Genomic DNA, 15,418 nt, shown 5'->3' on the forward strand with positions numbered 1-15,418 from the left:
CTTCCCCGGCCGAGGCCAGCGGTGGTATTCCAGCGCAGCCTTGCGTAAATCATCATCCATGACTTTCTCCCATTTCCCCCGCCTGCATACCCAGTTTCGGGCACCAGCCGAATATGTCAGACAGCGGGTCTGCCATAACCGTTCGGGGGTTGAGAAGAAAGATGGTGCGGTCGAGAAGACTCGAACTTCCAAGGGGTTTCCCCCACAAGCACCTCAAGCTTGCGCGTCTACCATTTCGCCACGACCGCATCGTACGAACACACCAAGCCATAGCCTGGCGCCCGGAGCCTATAGACCATGGATAAATTGACGGCAACAGTGCGGATTGAATCAGGCCTCACCCCCTATGAGACGGCCATTTCCCTCATGCGCGAGCGCATCGCTTCCATCCGCGAGGGCACCCAGGGTGAATTTTTATGGTTCGTGGAGCACCCGCCGCTCTACACGGCCGGCACGTCCGCTGCCGAGTCCGGCCTGAAAGACCCCTCCCGCTTCCCCACCTACAGCGCCGGGCGCGGCGGGCAATGGACGTATCACGGCCCCGGCCAGCGCGTGGTTTATGCCATGCTTGACCTGAACGAGCCGCATGGCAGCATCCCCGCGCGCGATATCCGCTGCTACGTGGCGGGGCTGGAGCGCTGGGTGATCGAGACTCTGAAGGATTTCGGCATCAAGGGCGAGACTCGCCAGGGCCGCGTCGGCATCTGGGTGGTCAATGGCGCCGTTGAGGAGAAAATCGGCGCCATCGGCGTGCGGGTGAGCCGCTGGGTGAGCTGGCATGGGCTGGCGCTCAACGTGAACCCGGATTTGTCACATTTCACCGGCATCATCCCCTGCGGGATCAGCGAACACGGGGTCACCAGCCTGGCGGCGCTGGGGGTGAACGTAACCATGGCGGAGGTGGACGCCGCCCTGCTCAAAAATTTCACGAAGGTATTCGGCGCATGAAAATCTCGGTCCTCGACCAATCCCCCACCCGCAGCGGCTTCAGCCCCGATGTCTCCATCCGCGAGACCCTGGAGCTGGCCAAGGCCTGCGAGGAATACGGCTATCACCGCTACTGGCTCTCCGAGCACCACAGCTCCGAGGCGGTGGCAGGCAGCGCGCCGGAAATCCTGATGGCCGCCATCGCCGCCACGACCTCGCGCATCAGGGTCGGCAGTGCCGGCATCATGCTGCCGCATTATTCGGCGTTCAAGGTGGCGGAGCAGTTCCGCGTGCTGGAGGCTATCGCGCCGGGGCGGATCGACATGGGGGTAGGCCGCGCGCCGGGCACCGACGGGCGCACCGCCATGGCCCTTAACCCCAACGTGGGCGGCATGGCGGAGAATTTTCCCGCCCAGGTGCGCGATCTTTACGCCTGGGCCTCCGGCGGGCCGCTGCCCGAATCCCATCCCTTCCGCAGCGTGCGCGCCGAACCCTCCGGCCCCTTCGCCCCGGAGCTGTGGATTCTGGGCAGCTCCAACTACGGCGCCCAGCTGGCGGCGCATTTCGGCCTGCCCTATTGCTACGCCTATTTCTTCACCGACGGCCAGGGCGCGCAGGAAGCCCTGGACATCTACCGGGAAAACTTCAAACCCTCCGAGCTTCTCTCCGCCCCGCACGCAGCCATCACCGTCTGGGCCTTCGCGGCGGACACGCAGGAAGCGGCGGATTATTTCTATCAGTCGCGCGCCGTCTTCAGCGTGTTGCGCGACCAGGGCCGGTTCACCGCCCAGCTCTCGCCGGAAGAGTCGGCGGCGTTTCCCTTCACCGATGAGCAGCGGGCCAGAGCCGCCCGGCGCAAGGAGCGGGCCTTCACCGGCACGGCGCCCGATGTCGCCGCCCGGCTGCGCGCGCTGGCGGCAGAAAGCGGCATCGCCGAGCTGGTCATCACCACCACCGCCTACGACCCGGCGGCGCGGCGGCGCTCCTATGAGTTGCTGGCGCGCGAGATGAAGATTTAGAATAAATTCGCATTGAGCCAAGAGCGCCACCCTGATCGAATCAATAACTCCCATAACTCTGCTGGGTGTTCGTTCCCACCATAACAAAACCTTGCAAATAGTTAACTAATAAGAATTCTCCTTGTATTTTCACTGATCCGTTTCGAGGTGTGACGTATTCGCTCATACGCCGAGCGCATGGAAACAGGAGTCAATTGCGATGCTGAAGTCTCTTCGTCTTTCGGCGACCCTCACGATATTGATCGGCATGGCTCCGCTTTTGAGCGCTTGCCACACTACGGCAGGTGTCGGTCAGGATATTTCACAAGGCGGTCATGCTTTGTCGAACAGCGCCAATGCGAATGCACCAACGTCGCCCTCGCCGTAATTTCTCGTCTTAAAATCGATCGTTTTTGTTTGGCACGGGTACGAAACCGAATGCAACACTGTGAAAGTGACTTTAAAAATGGATAAAGATCGCATCGAAGGCTCCCTGAAACAGGCTAAAGGAGCCGTGAAAGAAGTCGCCGGAAAAATTATTGGGGACGCCAAATTACAAGCGGACGGCAAGGCTGATAAGGCCACCGGCAAGCTGCAAAATGCCGTTGGCGGTTTAAAAGACCAGTTCAAAAAGTGATGTTTGGTTGAAGCGCGAACAAAACGGCGGGGTTTTATCCCGCTGTTTTTGTTGGGCCGCCGCCGCGCGGCATTGCCATACACTCAGGCTCTAAAGCCGGATGACATTACATTAAACTCACTCGCAAAGCGAGCGGATCTAATGTCATCGCACTCTAATACCGTGCGAGATACGCGGCCCCCGCCAGCATGGCCGCCGGAAAAACCGCGCCGGCCAGCCCCGGCACCGGGCCATGCAAGGCCAGCACCGCCAAAAACACCGCCCCCGCCGCCACCGCGATGGTGCGCGCGCTGCCGAACAGCGTCTTGAACAGCGCCTTCATGCCGCCACGCCTACCCGGCGCCGCAACAGCGCGATCAGCCCCAGCCCGCCCAGCAGATAAAACGCCGCCAGCGCCGGGAGCGCGCCATCGCCCAACGGCCATACGTAACCCAGCGCCTGCAACATCCAAAAACTGCCAAAAGCCAGCAGCGCGCCGCCGACGATGAACTTCAGCGCATTTTCCGGCACCCGCGCCAGCGGCTTGTGCAGCAGCGCCCCCACGGCAATAACCGTGAGCAACGCCGCAATGGCCGCGCCTGCCACCGGCAGCGCATGGTGCGACTGCACGCCAAGCGCCACCACAATCAACCAGACCTCCAAGCCTTCCAGCAAAGTCCCGTTGAAGGCGATCAGCCAGGCGGCGTGGTGGTCGCTCAGCCCCTTGTTGGCGCGCACGGCGTTGAATTGCGCCACCTCATCATGCAGCGGTTTCAGCCCCGCCCCGCGCGCGATGGCCTTGGCCAGCCAGCGCAGGCCGAACAGGATAAGAAACGCCGCGATAATCCCCTGCACCCAGGCGAAATCAGGTATATAGGCGAGCAGCGCCGTGCCGGTGAGCGTCATGCCCGCCAGCACCAGCAGCGCCGCCCCGGCGGCTGTGGCGGCGCTGGCCCAGCCGATGGAGAGCGCCACCGCCAGAACAATGGTGAACGCCTCCACCCATTCCACGCAGGCGCCCAGGTAGGTGGCCAGAATGATCCCCAAATGCGGCATATCTAATCCTTCATCGCGTCCAGCGCCGCCTGCAAGATGGCGGCGGCGGCGGCCTTGTCGATAATCTCGCCCCGGCGCGCGCGGCTCAACCCTGCCTCAATCATACGCTCATGCGCGTCCGCGGTGGTGAAACTCTCATCCACCAGCGCAACCGGCAGCCCGGTGGCGGCGCTCATGGCATGCGCCCAGTCGCGCGCCGCCTGCGCCCGTGGCCCCAGCTTCTGTTCGCCATCCAGCGGCAGGCCGACGATCAAGCCCCCCACCCCCTCGCGCGCCGCAATCGCCATCACCTCCGCCGCGTTCTGCTTCAGCTTGGCGCGCAGCAGCGTGCCGTAAGGGCTGGCGATCCGCCGCCCTACATCCGAGAGCGCCACGCCGATGCGCGCCGCACCAGGGTCCAGCCCCAGCAGCCTTGCGCCGGGGGGGATCTGAGCGAAAAATTCCGTGAGGTTGAAGAGCGCCATGCGCGCGGTTATGGTCCGGCCAGAGTTTAAACCCAAGGGATTATTGATGTCGCTCGATAGCGCAACGGTACGCCGGATTGCGAAACTGGCCAGAATTCGCGTCGATGACGCGGAAGTTGGCGTGTTGCAGACCGAATTGAACGCGATTCTGGGCTATGTGGACCAGTTGAACGAAGTCAACGTCGAGGGCGTGGCCCCGCTCTCGGGCGGCGCGCAAATGGCCATGCGCCTGCGCGAAGACCTCGTGACCGACGGCGAGCAAGCCGAAAACATCCTGGCCAATGCGCCCGACCGAGTCGGGCAGTTCTTCGCCGTACCGAAAGTTGTGGAATGAGCCTTCTTAATCTAACAATCGCGCAGGCCAGTGCCGCCCTGGCCGCGAAAAAATTCTCCGCCGTGGAGCTGACCGCCGCGCATAACGCCGCCATCGCGGCGCTGAACCCGCGCCTGAACGCCTACATCACCACAACCCCCGAGCTGGCCCTGGCCCAGGCCCAGGCGGCCGACGCGCGCATCGCCGCAGGCACCGCAACCCCCCTCACCGGCATTCCGCTGGCCATCAAAGACCTCTTCTGCACCGCCGGTGTGCGCACCACCGCGGCCAGCAAAATCCTGGAACCCTTCATCCCGCCCTATGAGAGCACGGTAACGCGCCAACTCCTGGAAGCCGGAACCATCTGCCTCGGCAAAGCGAATCTGGACGAATTCGCCATGGGTTCCTCCAACATCACCTCCGGCTACGGCCCGGTGGAAAACCCCTGGAAGCGCAACGGCTCGGATGCCAAGCTCGTCCCCGGCGGCTCCTCGGGCGGCTCGGCGGCGGCGGTTGCCGCGCGGCTCGCCCTGGGCGCCACCGGCACTGACACCGGCGGCTCCATCCGCCAGCCTGCTTCATTTACGGGGCTGGCAGGCATCAAACCCACCTATGGCCGCTGCTCGCGCTACGGCATCGTCGCCTTCGCCTCCTCGCTTGACCAGGCGGGGCCGATGGCCCGCACGGTGGAAGATTGCGCCATCCTGCTCGGCGCCATGGCCGGGTTCGATCCGCATGATTCCACCAGCGCCGAACGCGCGGTGCCCGATTTCACCGCCGCAACAGGCCGTGGCGTGAAGGGATTGCGCATCGGCATCCCCGCCGAATACCGCATGGACGGCATGAGCGGCGAGATTTCAGCGCTCTGGGAAAAAGGCGTTGCCTGGCTGCGCGAACAGGGCGCCGAAATCGTCGATATTTCCTTGCCCCACACCAAATACGGCCTCGCGGTGTATTACATCGTCGCCCCGGCGGAAGCGTCCTCCAACCTCGCGCGCTATGACGGCGTGCGCTTCGGCAAGCGGGTTGATGGCGAGGATTTGATCGACATGTACGAGCGCACCCGCGCCGCCGGTTTCGGACCTGAGGTGAAACGCCGGATCATGATCGGCACCTATGTGCTGAGCCATGGCTATTACGATGCCTATTATCTGAAGGCGCAGAAGGTCCGCAACCTGATCCTGCGTGACTTCAACAACGCCTTTGAGAAAGTGGACGCCATCCTCACCCCCACGGCGCCCTCCGCCGCCTTCGGCCTGGGCGAGAAAATGGATGATCCCGTCACGATGTATCTCAACGACGTGTTCACCGTGCCCGCCTCGCTCGCCGGTGTTCCCGCCATGAGCATCCCGGCGGGCCTGAGCGCCGAGGGCCTGCCCCTGGGCCTGCAGGTGATCGGCAAACATTTCGATGAAGAGACGGTCTTCGCGGTCTCGGCGGCGCTGGAGCGCGCGGCCGGATTCACCGCCTTGCCAAGCGTGAGGGCAGAATAATGGCTTACAGCCTCGAAGGAAAAACCGGAACCTGGGAAGTCGTGTGCGGGCTGGAAATCCACGCGCAGGTCATCTCGGAATCAAAACTCTTCTCCGGCGCCTCCGCCACCTACGGCGGCGCGCCCAACGCGCATGTCAGCTTCGTGGATGCGGGCTTCCCCGGCATGCTGCCGGTCATCAACCGTGAATGCGTGGCCCAGGCGGTGCGCACCGGGCTTGGCTTGAAGGCGCAGATCAACCTGGTCTCGCGCTTTGACCGCAAAAATTATTTCTACGCCGATCTGCCCAACGGCTACCAGATCAGCCAGTTCGACCACCCGATCGTGGGCACTGGCGATGTCGAGATCGAGCTGCAGGACGGCACGATCAAGCATATCGGCATCACCCGGCTGCATCTGGAGCAGGATGCCGGTAAATCGATGCACGACCAGCACGCCTCGAAATCAGTGATCGACCTCAACCGCGCCGGCGTGGCGCTGATGGAAATCGTCTCCGAGCCGGACATCCGCTCGCCCGAGGAAGCCGGCGCCTACCTGCGCAAAATCCGCCAGATATTGCGCTACCTCGGCACCTGCGACGGTAATATGGAAGAAGGCTCCATGCGCGCGGATGTGAATGTCTCCGTGCGCAAGGCGGGCGAGGACTTCCGCACCCGCTGCGAGATCAAGAACGTCAACTCCGTGCGCTTCGTGATGCACGCGGTGGAGGCCGAGGCGCTGCGCCAGATCGAGGTGTGGGAATCCGGCGGCGAGGTCCGCCAGGAAACCCGGCTCTACGACCCCGCGCGCGGCGAGACGCGCTCCATGCGCTCCAAGGAAGACGCGCATGACTACCGATACTTCCCCGAACCGGACCTGCTGCCCCTGGTGCTGGAGGAAGAATTCGTCGCCAGGCTGAAGGCAAAACTCCCCGAGCTGCCCGACGAGAAACGCCGCCGCTTCTGCGATGAATACGCCATTCCCTTCTACGACGCCGGTGTGCTGGTGGCCGAACAAGCCACGGCGGATTTCTACGAGAGCGTCGCCAAGGGCCGCGACGCCCGCCTCGTCGCCAACTGGATTTCCGGCGATTTTTTCGCGGCCATGAACCGCACCGGCCGCTCGATTGAAAACCCGCCGGTCTCGGGCGCGGCCCTGGGGGAGTTGATCGACCTGATCTCGGATAAAACCATCAACGGGCGCATCGCCAAGGATGTGTTCGAGGAGATGGTGGAAACCGGCGCCATGCCGGGCGCCATCGTCGAAGCAAAAGGTCTGCGCCAGGTGACAGACACCAGCGCGATCGACGCGGCGGTGACCCAGGTGTTGGCGGCGAACCCTGACAAGGTGGCGGAATATAAATCCGGCAAGGATAAATTATTCGGCTTCTTCGTCGGCCAGGTGATGAAGGCCATGCAGGGCAAGGGCAACCCGGCACTGGTCAACGAGGCGGTGAAGGCCCAGCTGGGCTAGAGTGCGATCGTTTGAGGTTCGCTCGCCTGAGCGAGCCGAAAGCGTGAATCGCCCTCAGAAAAATAGCTGGAGCCTGATCGCGCTTAAAGCGATCAGGCTCCAACCCCCGCGCCCCGGGCATGGCCCGGGGCCGCCACCGGCCTTGTCACCTAAATGTCAGCGCTTGGCACGGTGAGCCACGCGATATTGCCCCTTGATGTACCCGGCCCCGGCATCACTTGATGAGAATGACCATGGCTTACATCAACCGCATCGGCACCGCCCTACCACCGCATGACGTGCATGCGGCCTTTCTCCGTTTCATCCCGCCTGCCCTGCCCGAAGGCAAGACGCGCAGTGTGTTCGAGCGCATGGCCCAGCGCTCGGGCATCGCGCATCGCTACTCGGTTCTGGCGCAAGAGGGTATGGTGGAGGCCAGCGCCGCGCGCGATGGGTTCTACCGCCGTGGCGCCTACCCCAGCACAGCCGCGCGCATGCGGCTTTACGAACAATATGCGCCAGCCCTGGCCGAGCAGGCGGTGCACGCTCTCGGCCTGCAGGGCCAGGGGCAAAATATCACGCATCTTATCGTGGCCTCCTGCACCGGCTTTGTTGCCCCTGGGCTAGACCAGCTGCTCGCCGCCCGGCTGGGTCTGCGGCCCGATCTACAACGCGTGCTGATCGGTTTCATGGGCTGCTCCGCCGCCGTACCCGCCTTGCGCATCGCCCAGTCCACCGTGCTGGCCGACCCCGCGGCGCGCGTGCTTGTCGTCAACCTTGAGCTTTGCACTCTGCATCTACAGGAGACGGACGATCTCGAAATCGCCTTGTCCTTCATGCTCTTCGCCGATGGCTGCACGGCGGCTCTGGTCAGCGCCGATGAGCATGGCCTTGCCCTTGGTGATTTCCGCACGGCCCTTATCCCCAATACTGAGGATCACATCACCTGGCATATCGGCGATCAGGGCTTCATCATGCATCTCTCGAGCCGGGTACCCGCCAAAATCACCGAAGCCCTGCGCGGCAACACGGATTTCTTTTTGCGCGGCGAAGGCACCCAGGCCACCGATCTGTGGGCCGTGCACGGCGGCGGCCGCACGGTGCTTGATGCCGTACAGTTGGGCCTTGCGCTGGGAGAACAGGCGCTGGCGCCTTCGCGGGCCATACTGGCGGACCACGGCAACATGTCCTCCGCCACGATCATGTTCGTCCTCGCGGGTATGCTGAAATCCGCGCGCGCGGGCCAGCGCGGCCTCGCTATGGCGTTCGGCCCCGGCATGGCCGCTGAAACCTTCCGCTTCACCGTAAACTGATGGACCTTTCCAAGCGCGCCGGCCTCGCCGAGCTGATGGACGCCCCCGATCTCGACCCGCAAACATACCAGCGCTGCCTGCGAGACCTCGCCGCCGTCAACCGCGTCACCTTCACCCATCACCCCACCCTGCGCTGGCTCGTCCACGCAACGCTCCACCTGCCGCCCGGCGCGAAAATTTCGGTTCTCGATGTCGCCTACGGCCAGGGTGACCTGCTGCGCCTCATCGCGCGCTGGGCCGGCAAGCGCGGCTTGCAGGTGGAGCTGAGCGGGATCGACCTGAACCCGCGAAGCCAGCTCGCCGCCCGCGCCGCGACACCGCCCGGCACCAGCATCGACTATCGCACCGGCGACGTTTTTGCTTTCGCGCCAGCCGCGCCGTTTGACTATATCGTGACCTCGCAATTCACCCATCACCTGACAAACCCCGAAATCATCAGGCTGCTGCGCTGGCTCGAGGCAAACGCCGCAACCGGCTGGCATATCAACGACCTGCACCGTCACCCCTTCGCCTATCACGGCTTCCCGCTGCTCGCGCGCCTGCTGCGCTGGCACCCTATCGTGCGCCATGACGGCGCGGTCTCCATCGCGCGCGCCTTCATCCGGCGCGATTGGGAGGCTTTGCTCCAACAAGCGGGCATAAGCGCCAAAACCACCTGGCATTTTCCCTTCCGCTTCAGCGCCGCCCGGCTGAAATGAGCGTGAAATGAGCGCCATCGTCATCGCGGGCGGCGGTCTGGCCGGTGCCGCCACCGCCACATTACTCGCCCAGGCCGGACGCGAGGTGACCCTGATCGAGCGCGAATCCGCCCCCGCCCATAAAATCTGCGGCGAGTTTATGAGCACCGAGGCGCAGGTCTGTCTGCGCCAGCTCGGCCTTGACTGCGGCGCCCTTGGCGGCGCGCGGATCACCCATGTGCGGCTGATCCGGGGCAAGCGGAGCATCACCGCCAAACTGCCGTTCGAGGGCCTGGGCCTTACCCGCAAAACCCTGGATGAAACCCTCCTCAACCACGCCGCCCAGGCGGGCGTCTCGCTCCAGCGCGGCCATGCCATCCGGCGCATCTCCTTTAGCGGCGGCATCCAGGTGGAGATCGACCGCTCACCGCCGCTCACCCCGCGAACGCTCTTTCTCGCCACCGGCAAGCATGACACCCGCGGCGCCCCGCGCGCCGGGAGAGCCAGCCCCCTGATCGGCTTCAAGACCTATTTCCGCCTGAACCCCGCCCAGCACGCGGCTCTCGCCGGTCACGTCGAGCTCTATCTCTTTCCCGGCGGCTATGCCGGAATGCAGCTGGTTGAAAACGGCGAGGCCAATTTCTGCCTCCTCGTGGAGCCCGCCCTGTTCGCCCACTCCGGGGGCAAATTTCCGGCACTGCTGGAGCATCTACAAACCATCAGCCCACCGCTCGCGGCCCGGCTCGCCGGCGCGCAAACATTGTTGCCCACCCCGCTCACGATCGCCCGCGTGCCCTATGGCTTTGTTCACCGCCCGCATGCGCAAGACCCGGCCAACATGTTCCGCCTTGGCGACCAGGCGGCGGTCATCGCCTCTTTCACCGGCGACGGCATGGCCATCGCCTTGCACAGCGCCGCCCTCGCCGCGGGCCATTTTCTTCGTGGCGAGACCAGCCAAACCTACCACCGCCGCCTCGCCCGCGACGTCAGCGGCCAGATCCGCCGCGCCACGGCCCTGCACGCGGCATTATCGGCCCCGCTGCTCGGCCCCGCACTCTTCGCGGCGGCCAGAATTTTTCCTCAGGCGCTGGCCATCAGCGCCGCGTTCACGCGGGTCCCGGAATACGCACGCCTATAGCCTGATCGCTCTAAGTACGATCAGGCTATAGGCCATTTTTCTGAGGGCAATTCACGCTTTCGGCTCGCTCGGTTGAGCGAACCTCAAACGATCGCGCCCTAACTGGCTGACACCGGCATATTCATCTAAAGACCCACGCTCAAATAAACCCCAACCACACCGGCCACCGAGGACTTAATGATTCGCCTGGACAACATCAGCAAGCAGAACGGCAGCCGCCTGGTCTTTATCGAGGCCTCCGCGGCGCTGCAAAAGGGCGAGAAAATCGGCCTCGTCGGCCCCAACGGCGCCGGCAAGACCACGCTGTTCCGCATGATCACCGGGCAGGAGGAGCCCGACGAGGGCCTCATCCTGGTCGATCGCGGGGTGACTATCGGCTTTTTCAGCCAGGATGTCGGCGAAATGTCCGGCCGCAGCGCGGTGGCCGAAGTCATGGAGGGGGCGGGAGCGGTCAGCGAGGTTGCGGCCGAGCTGGCGAAACTCGAAGCCGCGATGGCCGACCCGGACCAGATGGACCAGCTTGACGCCATCATCGAGCGCTTCGGCGAGGTGCAGTCGCGCTTCGAGGAGCTGGGCGGCTACGCGCTGGAGGGCAAGGCGCGCGAGGTGCTGGACGGCCTGGGCTTCAGCCAGGAGATGATGGACGGCGATGTCGGCAAGCTCTCCGGCGGCTGGAAGATGCGCGTGGCGCTGGGCCGCATCCTGCTCATGCGCCCCGATGTCATGCTGCTGGACGAACCAAGCAACCATCTCGACCTTGAGAGCCTGATCTGGCTGGAGACCTTCCTCGGCGGCTATGACGGCGCCTTGCTGATGACCTCGCACGACCGCGAATTCATGAACCGCATCATCAACAAGGTGATCGAGATCGACGGCGGCAGCCTGACCAGCTTTTCCGGTGATTATGAATTCTACGCCCGCCAGAGTGCGCTCAACGAGAAACAGCAACAGGCGCAGTTCGAGCGGCAGCAGGCGATGCTGGCGAAGGAGGTCGCCTTCATCGAGCGCTTCAAGGCGCGCGCCTCGCATGCCGCCCAGGTGCAGAGCCGGGTGAAGAAGCTGGAAAAGATTGACCGCGTCGAGCCGCCCAAGCGCCGCCAGAGCGTATCGTTCGACTTCCGCCCCGCGCCGCGCTCGGGCGAGGATGTGGCGAATTTTCGCGGCGTGCATAAGCGCTACGGCAACAAGGTGATCTACGAAGGGCTGGACCTGCTGGTGCGGCGCAAGGAGCGCTGTTGCGTGCTGGGCGTGAATGGTGCGGGCAAATCCACCTTGTTGAAGCTGGTGGCGGGCACGGCCGAACCCGATGCAGGCTCGGTGACCCTGGGGGGCAGCGTGAAAATGGGCTATTTCGCCCAGCACGCCATGGACCTTCTGGACGGCGAAAGCACCGTGTTCGAAACGCTGGACGCGGCCTTCCCCCATGCCGGCCAGGGTGCCCTGCGCTCGCTCGCGGGCGCCTTCGGCTTCTCCGGCGATGAAGTCGAGAAACGCTGCCGCCTGCTCTCGGGCGGCGAAAAGGCCCGGCTGGTGATGGCGCTGATGCTCTACGACCCGCCGAATTTTCTGGTGCTGGACGAACCCACCAACCATCTCGACCTGGCCACCAAGGAAATGCTCATCACCGCCCTCGCGAATTATGAAGGCACCATGCTTTTCGTCTCGCATGACCGCCACTTCCTCGCAGCACTTTCCAACCGTGTCCTGGAACTCACCCCCGAGGGCATCCACCAATATGACGGCGGCTATAGCGAATACGTCGCGCGCACCGGCCACGAGGCACCGGGGCTGCACGCATAAGCCACCTATATCTAGCCATCACCCCTCCGGGCACATTTCAACCTTGGCCCGGTAATTGCTGACCTCTGCCGCATGATGGCGGTAGTCCCATGAAAATATTGGTGGCCGATTGCGATGGCAACCACGCCAGGGAGCTTTCTGCCCAGCTGAAGGCGCAGGATGATGCTTTTTCGATCATCCTCGCCGGCCCGGGCGAGAACCTGCTGGACGCCGTGCGCCGCGCCTGCCCGGATGTCGTCATCGTCGACATGGCCCGCCCGGACCGCGACGGGCTCGATTCAGTGCGCGCGCTGAACGCGCAGCAAATGGTGCCGGTGCTGATGTTCATTGACGATGACGACCCGCAGTTCATGGAGGAAGCCATCGCCGCCGGGGTCAGCTCCTACCATGTCGGCGGCGTCACCCTGCCCGCCATCAAGCCCATTTTGCGCACCGCCATGGCCGTGTTTCAGCGTATGCGCGGTCTGCAGAACCAGCTTGCCGAAGCGCAGGAGCAGATCGAGGCGCGCCAGACAATCGACGCCGCCAAGCGCCTGCTGATGGCCCAGGATAAAATGAGCGAGCCCGCCGCGCACCGCTTCCTGCAACGCCGCGCCATGGACCAGCAGAAAAAAATCACGGACATCGCGGCGGCACTGCTGCGCGGCCGCAAAACGGAGACATCATGATGGCTGAGACAATCCGGCTGGGACTGCTGCGGCTCTGCGATGCCGCGCCGGTGATTTTGGCGGACCATGAGGAGATGTTCGCGATCAACAGCGTGCGCGTCAGCCTCTCGGTCGAACCCTCATGGGCGAACATCGCCGATAAATTAAGCTACGGGCTGCTGGATGGCGCGGTCATGCTGCCGCCGCTCGCCATGGCCTGCGCGGCGGGCCTGCGCGGGCGAAAAACCGGGCTGGTGGTGCCGATGAACCTGAGCACCAACGGCAACGCGGTCACGCTCGCATCCCCCCTGCGCGATGATTTTTTAAGCAACGGCATCGCGGGGGTGATCTCCGGCAGGCGCGTGCGCCTCGCGGTGGTGCATGGTTTTTCCACGCATGACCTGCTGTTGCGCTACTGGCTGGCGGCGGCGGGCGTGAACCCTGAGCAGGATGTGGAAATCACCGTGCTGCCGCCAGCCGAAATGGTCAGCAGCCTGGCCGCGGGCGCGATCGACGGGTTTTGCGCGGGGGCGCCCTGGGGGCAGGTTGCGGCCCATGCCGGGCTTGGCTTCATGGCCGTGCAATCGCGCGATATCTGGCGGGACCACCCGGAAAAATGCCTGGCCCTGCGGGCGGATCTGGTGGCGCGCGACCCCGCCGGGGTTAATGCCATGCTCAAAACCCTGCGCAAGGCCGGTGCCCTCTGCGCCGCGGCCGATAAACGCGGCGCCCTGGCGGCTTTGCTGGCGCAACCTGAATACCTCAACCTGCCGGCCGCGTTGATCGCCACCGCCCTCAACCCGGAAACCGGCGGCCCGCTGTTCACCCAGCAATACCCTGACGCGGCCCCGGCCAGCTGGTTCGCGCAACAGATGCTGCGCTGGCAAAAGGCCCCGCCCGGCAGCCTGGACGGCGCCCTGAACCTATACAGGCCAGACCTGTTTCTGGCGGCCGGCGGCACAGCGCCAGCGGCAGCACGGGAAAACGTAACCACCACACCGGACACGGCAACGAAACAGGCGAACAACGCCTAATTTTTAGATAGTCTCGCTTCATTTATATGCACATATCAAAACACAAAAAATATTTGCCCTTTTTTATCCCCAAAAACCAAATTGGCACGCAAATTGCTACATTGCACCTAGGCGGCTGAGGCCGTTCGCGGAGCAATCAATGGCGATGGCTCATGCCAAACGGGGGCAACCCCAGTATCTTCTTCGCGGGCCAAGGGACGGTTCGCAGATGGCGGCGCTTGAAGCGTGCGTCGCGGAGTTGTCGTCATGTCCCTTCCGGTTGAAAAAAGCTTTCTGAAGTCCGGCCATTTTCCAACACTTTTCGCCGCGTTCACGTATTTTGATTTCAGTTTCATGTGCTGGGTGCTGCTGGGGCCGCTTGGCATCCAGATCTCCAAGGCCCTCGCGCTGGACCCCGCGCATAAGGGGCTGATGGTGGCAACCCCGGTATTGGCCGGTGCGTTTCTGCGCATTTTCAACGGCGTGCTGGTTGACCATTTCGGCGCCAAAAAATCCGCCATTTTCGCCCAGATCGTGGTCATCCTCGGTCTCGCAGCCGCCTGGCTCCTGGGTGTTCCAAGTTTCGCCGCCGTGTTGCTGCTTGGCGTGGTGCTGGGCATGGCCGGCGCCTCCTTCGCCATCGCGCTGCCGATGGCCTCGCGCTGGTATCCGCCGGAGCACCAGGGCAAGGCGCTGGGCCTGGCCGGTGCGGGCAATTTCGGCACCGTCATCGCCGCCCTCGCAGCCCCTGCGCTTGGCCTGCATTTCGGCTGGGTGAATGTCTTCGGCATGTCGGCGCTGCTGATGACCGCCGTGCTCGCGCTGTTCATCGTGCTGGCCAAGGATGCCCCGGTGCAGCCCCCCCGCCAGACGCTTGGCGGATACCTGAAAGTGCTGGCGATCGCCGATACGTGGTGGTTCATGCTCTTCTACGCTGTCACCTTCGGCGGCTTTGTCGGCCTTGCCTCCTCGCTCAGCATTTATTTCCACACGCAATACGGTCTGGCGCCGGTCCAGGCGGGCTATGCGGTGGCGGGCTGCGTGTTCACAGGCTCGATGTTCCGCCCCGCCGGCGGCTGGGTGGCCGACAAATTCGGCGGCATCACCGCGCTCTCCGTTCTCTACCTCGTTGCCGCCGCCATGCTGATGCTGGTGAGCATTGGCCTGCCGACCCTCACCATGGCGCTTGCCGCCTTCGTCGTGGCGATGCTGGCGCTGGGCCTGGGCAATGGCGCGGTGTTCCAGCTTGTGCCGGTACGTTTCGGCCGCGAAATCGGCGTGATGACCGGGCTGGTCGGCTGCGCGGGCGGCATCGGCGGCTTCTACCTAGCCTCCTCGCTTGGCTACTCCAAGCAATGGACCGGCTCCTACCAGGACGGCTTCCTCATCTTCGCCGGTCTCGCGCTGGTGGCCTTCATCGGCATCAACGCCGTGAAAAAAGAATGGCGCGCCAGCTTCTCGCGCGGCGTCGCGGAAATGGACCGGGTGAAAATCTAGGCCGTCCTGATCCTTTCAATCTCATTTCTCACATCA

General features: G+C 63.9%; 17 protein-coding genes and 1 tRNA gene. 14 read left to right on the plus strand and 4 right to left on the minus strand.

Features of this window, described 5'->3' with window-relative positions:
* Nucleotides 1-162: 162 nt before the first annotated feature.
* Nucleotides 163-248 (minus strand) — tRNA-Leu (locus tag QQJ84_RS02080).
* Between the two features lie 49 nt (nt 249-297).
* On the opposite strand from QQJ84_RS02080, the gene lipB reads away from it, so the two are divergent.
* From lipB to QQJ84_RS02100, 4 genes are all read left to right on the plus strand, one after another.
* Nucleotides 298-948 carry a lipoyl(octanoyl) transferase LipB gene (gene lipB, locus QQJ84_RS02085; protein WP_284256271.1) on the plus strand — a complete coding sequence of 217 codons (651 nt, stop codon included), beginning with the start codon at nt 298-300 and terminating at the stop codon, nt 946-948.
* A complete protein-coding gene (locus tag QQJ84_RS02090; RefSeq protein ID WP_284256272.1) occupies nt 945-1,946 on the plus strand; it encodes an LLM class flavin-dependent oxidoreductase in 1,002 nt (333 codons plus the stop codon). Before lipB ends, QQJ84_RS02090 begins: the two co-directional genes overlap by 4 nt.
* 247 nt (nt 1,947-2,193) lie before the next feature.
* Nucleotides 2,194-2,313 carry an entericidin A/B family lipoprotein gene (locus tag QQJ84_RS02095; RefSeq protein ID WP_284256597.1) on the plus strand — a complete coding sequence of 40 codons (120 nt, stop codon included), beginning with the start codon at nt 2,194-2,196 and terminating at the stop codon, nt 2,311-2,313.
* A 78-nt stretch (nt 2,314-2,391) separates the two neighbouring features.
* Entirely contained in the window at nt 2,392-2,562 is a 171-nt protein-coding gene (locus QQJ84_RS02100) for a CsbD family protein (RefSeq protein ID WP_284256273.1), read from the plus strand.
* A gap of 154 nt (nt 2,563-2,716) precedes the next feature.
* Here QQJ84_RS02100 and QQJ84_RS02105 read toward each other — a convergent pair whose 3' ends face one another.
* Genes QQJ84_RS02105 through ruvX form a run of 3 tightly spaced genes read right to left on the minus strand, consistent with a single transcriptional unit; the run spans nt 2,717 to nt 4,061 of the window.
* On the minus strand, nt 2,717-2,884 hold the full coding sequence (locus tag QQJ84_RS02105; protein WP_284256274.1) for a hypothetical protein: 168 nt from the start codon (nt 2,882-2,884) through the stop codon (nt 2,717-2,719).
* A complete protein-coding gene (locus QQJ84_RS02110; protein ID WP_284256275.1) occupies nt 2,881-3,597 on the minus strand; it encodes a hypothetical protein in 717 nt (238 codons plus the stop codon). Before QQJ84_RS02110 ends, QQJ84_RS02105 begins: the two co-directional genes overlap by 4 nt.
* Before the next feature lie 2 nt (nt 3,598-3,599).
* A complete protein-coding gene (ruvX, locus tag QQJ84_RS02115) occupies nt 3,600-4,061 on the minus strand; it encodes a Holliday junction resolvase RuvX (RefSeq protein ID WP_284256276.1) in 462 nt (153 codons plus the stop codon).
* 46 nt (nt 4,062-4,107) lie between these two features.
* Here ruvX and gatC point away from each other — a divergent pair, with 46 nt between their 5' ends.
* From gatC to QQJ84_RS02165, 10 genes are all read left to right on the plus strand, one after another.
* On the plus strand, nt 4,108-4,395 hold the full coding sequence (gene gatC / locus QQJ84_RS02120; protein WP_284256277.1) for an Asp-tRNA(Asn)/Glu-tRNA(Gln) amidotransferase subunit GatC: 288 nt from the start codon (nt 4,108-4,110) through the stop codon (nt 4,393-4,395).
* Nucleotides 4,392-5,867 carry an Asp-tRNA(Asn)/Glu-tRNA(Gln) amidotransferase subunit GatA gene (gene gatA / locus QQJ84_RS02125; RefSeq protein ID WP_284256278.1) on the plus strand — a complete coding sequence of 492 codons (1,476 nt, stop codon included), beginning with the start codon at nt 4,392-4,394 and terminating at the stop codon, nt 5,865-5,867. The genes gatC and gatA overlap by 4 nt, the downstream gene beginning before the upstream one ends.
* Nucleotides 5,867-7,318 carry an Asp-tRNA(Asn)/Glu-tRNA(Gln) amidotransferase subunit GatB gene (gatB, locus tag QQJ84_RS02130; protein ID WP_284256279.1) on the plus strand — a complete coding sequence of 484 codons (1,452 nt, stop codon included), beginning with the start codon at nt 5,867-5,869 and terminating at the stop codon, nt 7,316-7,318. Before gatA ends, gatB begins: the two co-directional genes overlap by 1 nt.
* Before the next feature lie 233 nt (nt 7,319-7,551).
* On the plus strand, nt 7,552-8,610 hold the full coding sequence (locus QQJ84_RS02135; RefSeq protein WP_284256280.1) for a type III polyketide synthase: 1,059 nt from the start codon (nt 7,552-7,554) through the stop codon (nt 8,608-8,610).
* Complete coding sequence (locus tag QQJ84_RS02140; RefSeq protein WP_284256281.1) at nt 8,610-9,308, plus strand: methyltransferase domain-containing protein; 699 nt, start codon at nt 8,610-8,612, stop codon at nt 9,306-9,308. Before QQJ84_RS02135 ends, QQJ84_RS02140 begins: the two co-directional genes overlap by 1 nt.
* A gap of 7 nt (nt 9,309-9,315) precedes the next feature.
* Nucleotides 9,316-10,425: an NAD(P)/FAD-dependent oxidoreductase gene (locus tag QQJ84_RS02145; protein WP_284256282.1), complete on the plus strand. Its 1,110-nt coding sequence runs from the start codon at nt 9,316-9,318 to the stop codon at nt 10,423-10,425.
* 177 nt (nt 10,426-10,602) lie between these two features.
* Nucleotides 10,603-12,225: an ABC-F family ATP-binding cassette domain-containing protein gene (locus QQJ84_RS02150; RefSeq protein WP_284256283.1), complete on the plus strand. Its 1,623-nt coding sequence runs from the start codon at nt 10,603-10,605 to the stop codon at nt 12,223-12,225.
* An 89-nt stretch (nt 12,226-12,314) separates the two neighbouring features.
* Nucleotides 12,315-12,893 (plus strand): ANTAR domain-containing response regulator, encoded by a 579-nt coding sequence (locus QQJ84_RS02155; RefSeq protein ID WP_284256284.1) that lies wholly within the window; start codon nt 12,315-12,317, stop codon nt 12,891-12,893.
* Nucleotides 12,890-13,906 (plus strand): CmpA/NrtA family ABC transporter substrate-binding protein, encoded by a 1,017-nt coding sequence (locus QQJ84_RS02160; protein WP_284256285.1) that lies wholly within the window; start codon nt 12,890-12,892, stop codon nt 13,904-13,906. Before QQJ84_RS02155 ends, QQJ84_RS02160 begins: the two co-directional genes overlap by 4 nt.
* 246 nt (nt 13,907-14,152) lie before the next feature.
* Complete coding sequence (locus QQJ84_RS02165) at nt 14,153-15,382, plus strand: nitrate/nitrite transporter (protein ID WP_284256286.1); 1,230 nt, start codon at nt 14,153-14,155, stop codon at nt 15,380-15,382.
* The last annotated feature ends 36 nt before the right edge of the window (nt 15,383-15,418 follow it).

It is taken from the genome of Acidocella aquatica (assembly GCF_030160635.1).
GTDB lineage: Bacteria > Pseudomonadota > Alphaproteobacteria > Acetobacterales > Acetobacteraceae > Acidocella > Acidocella aquatica.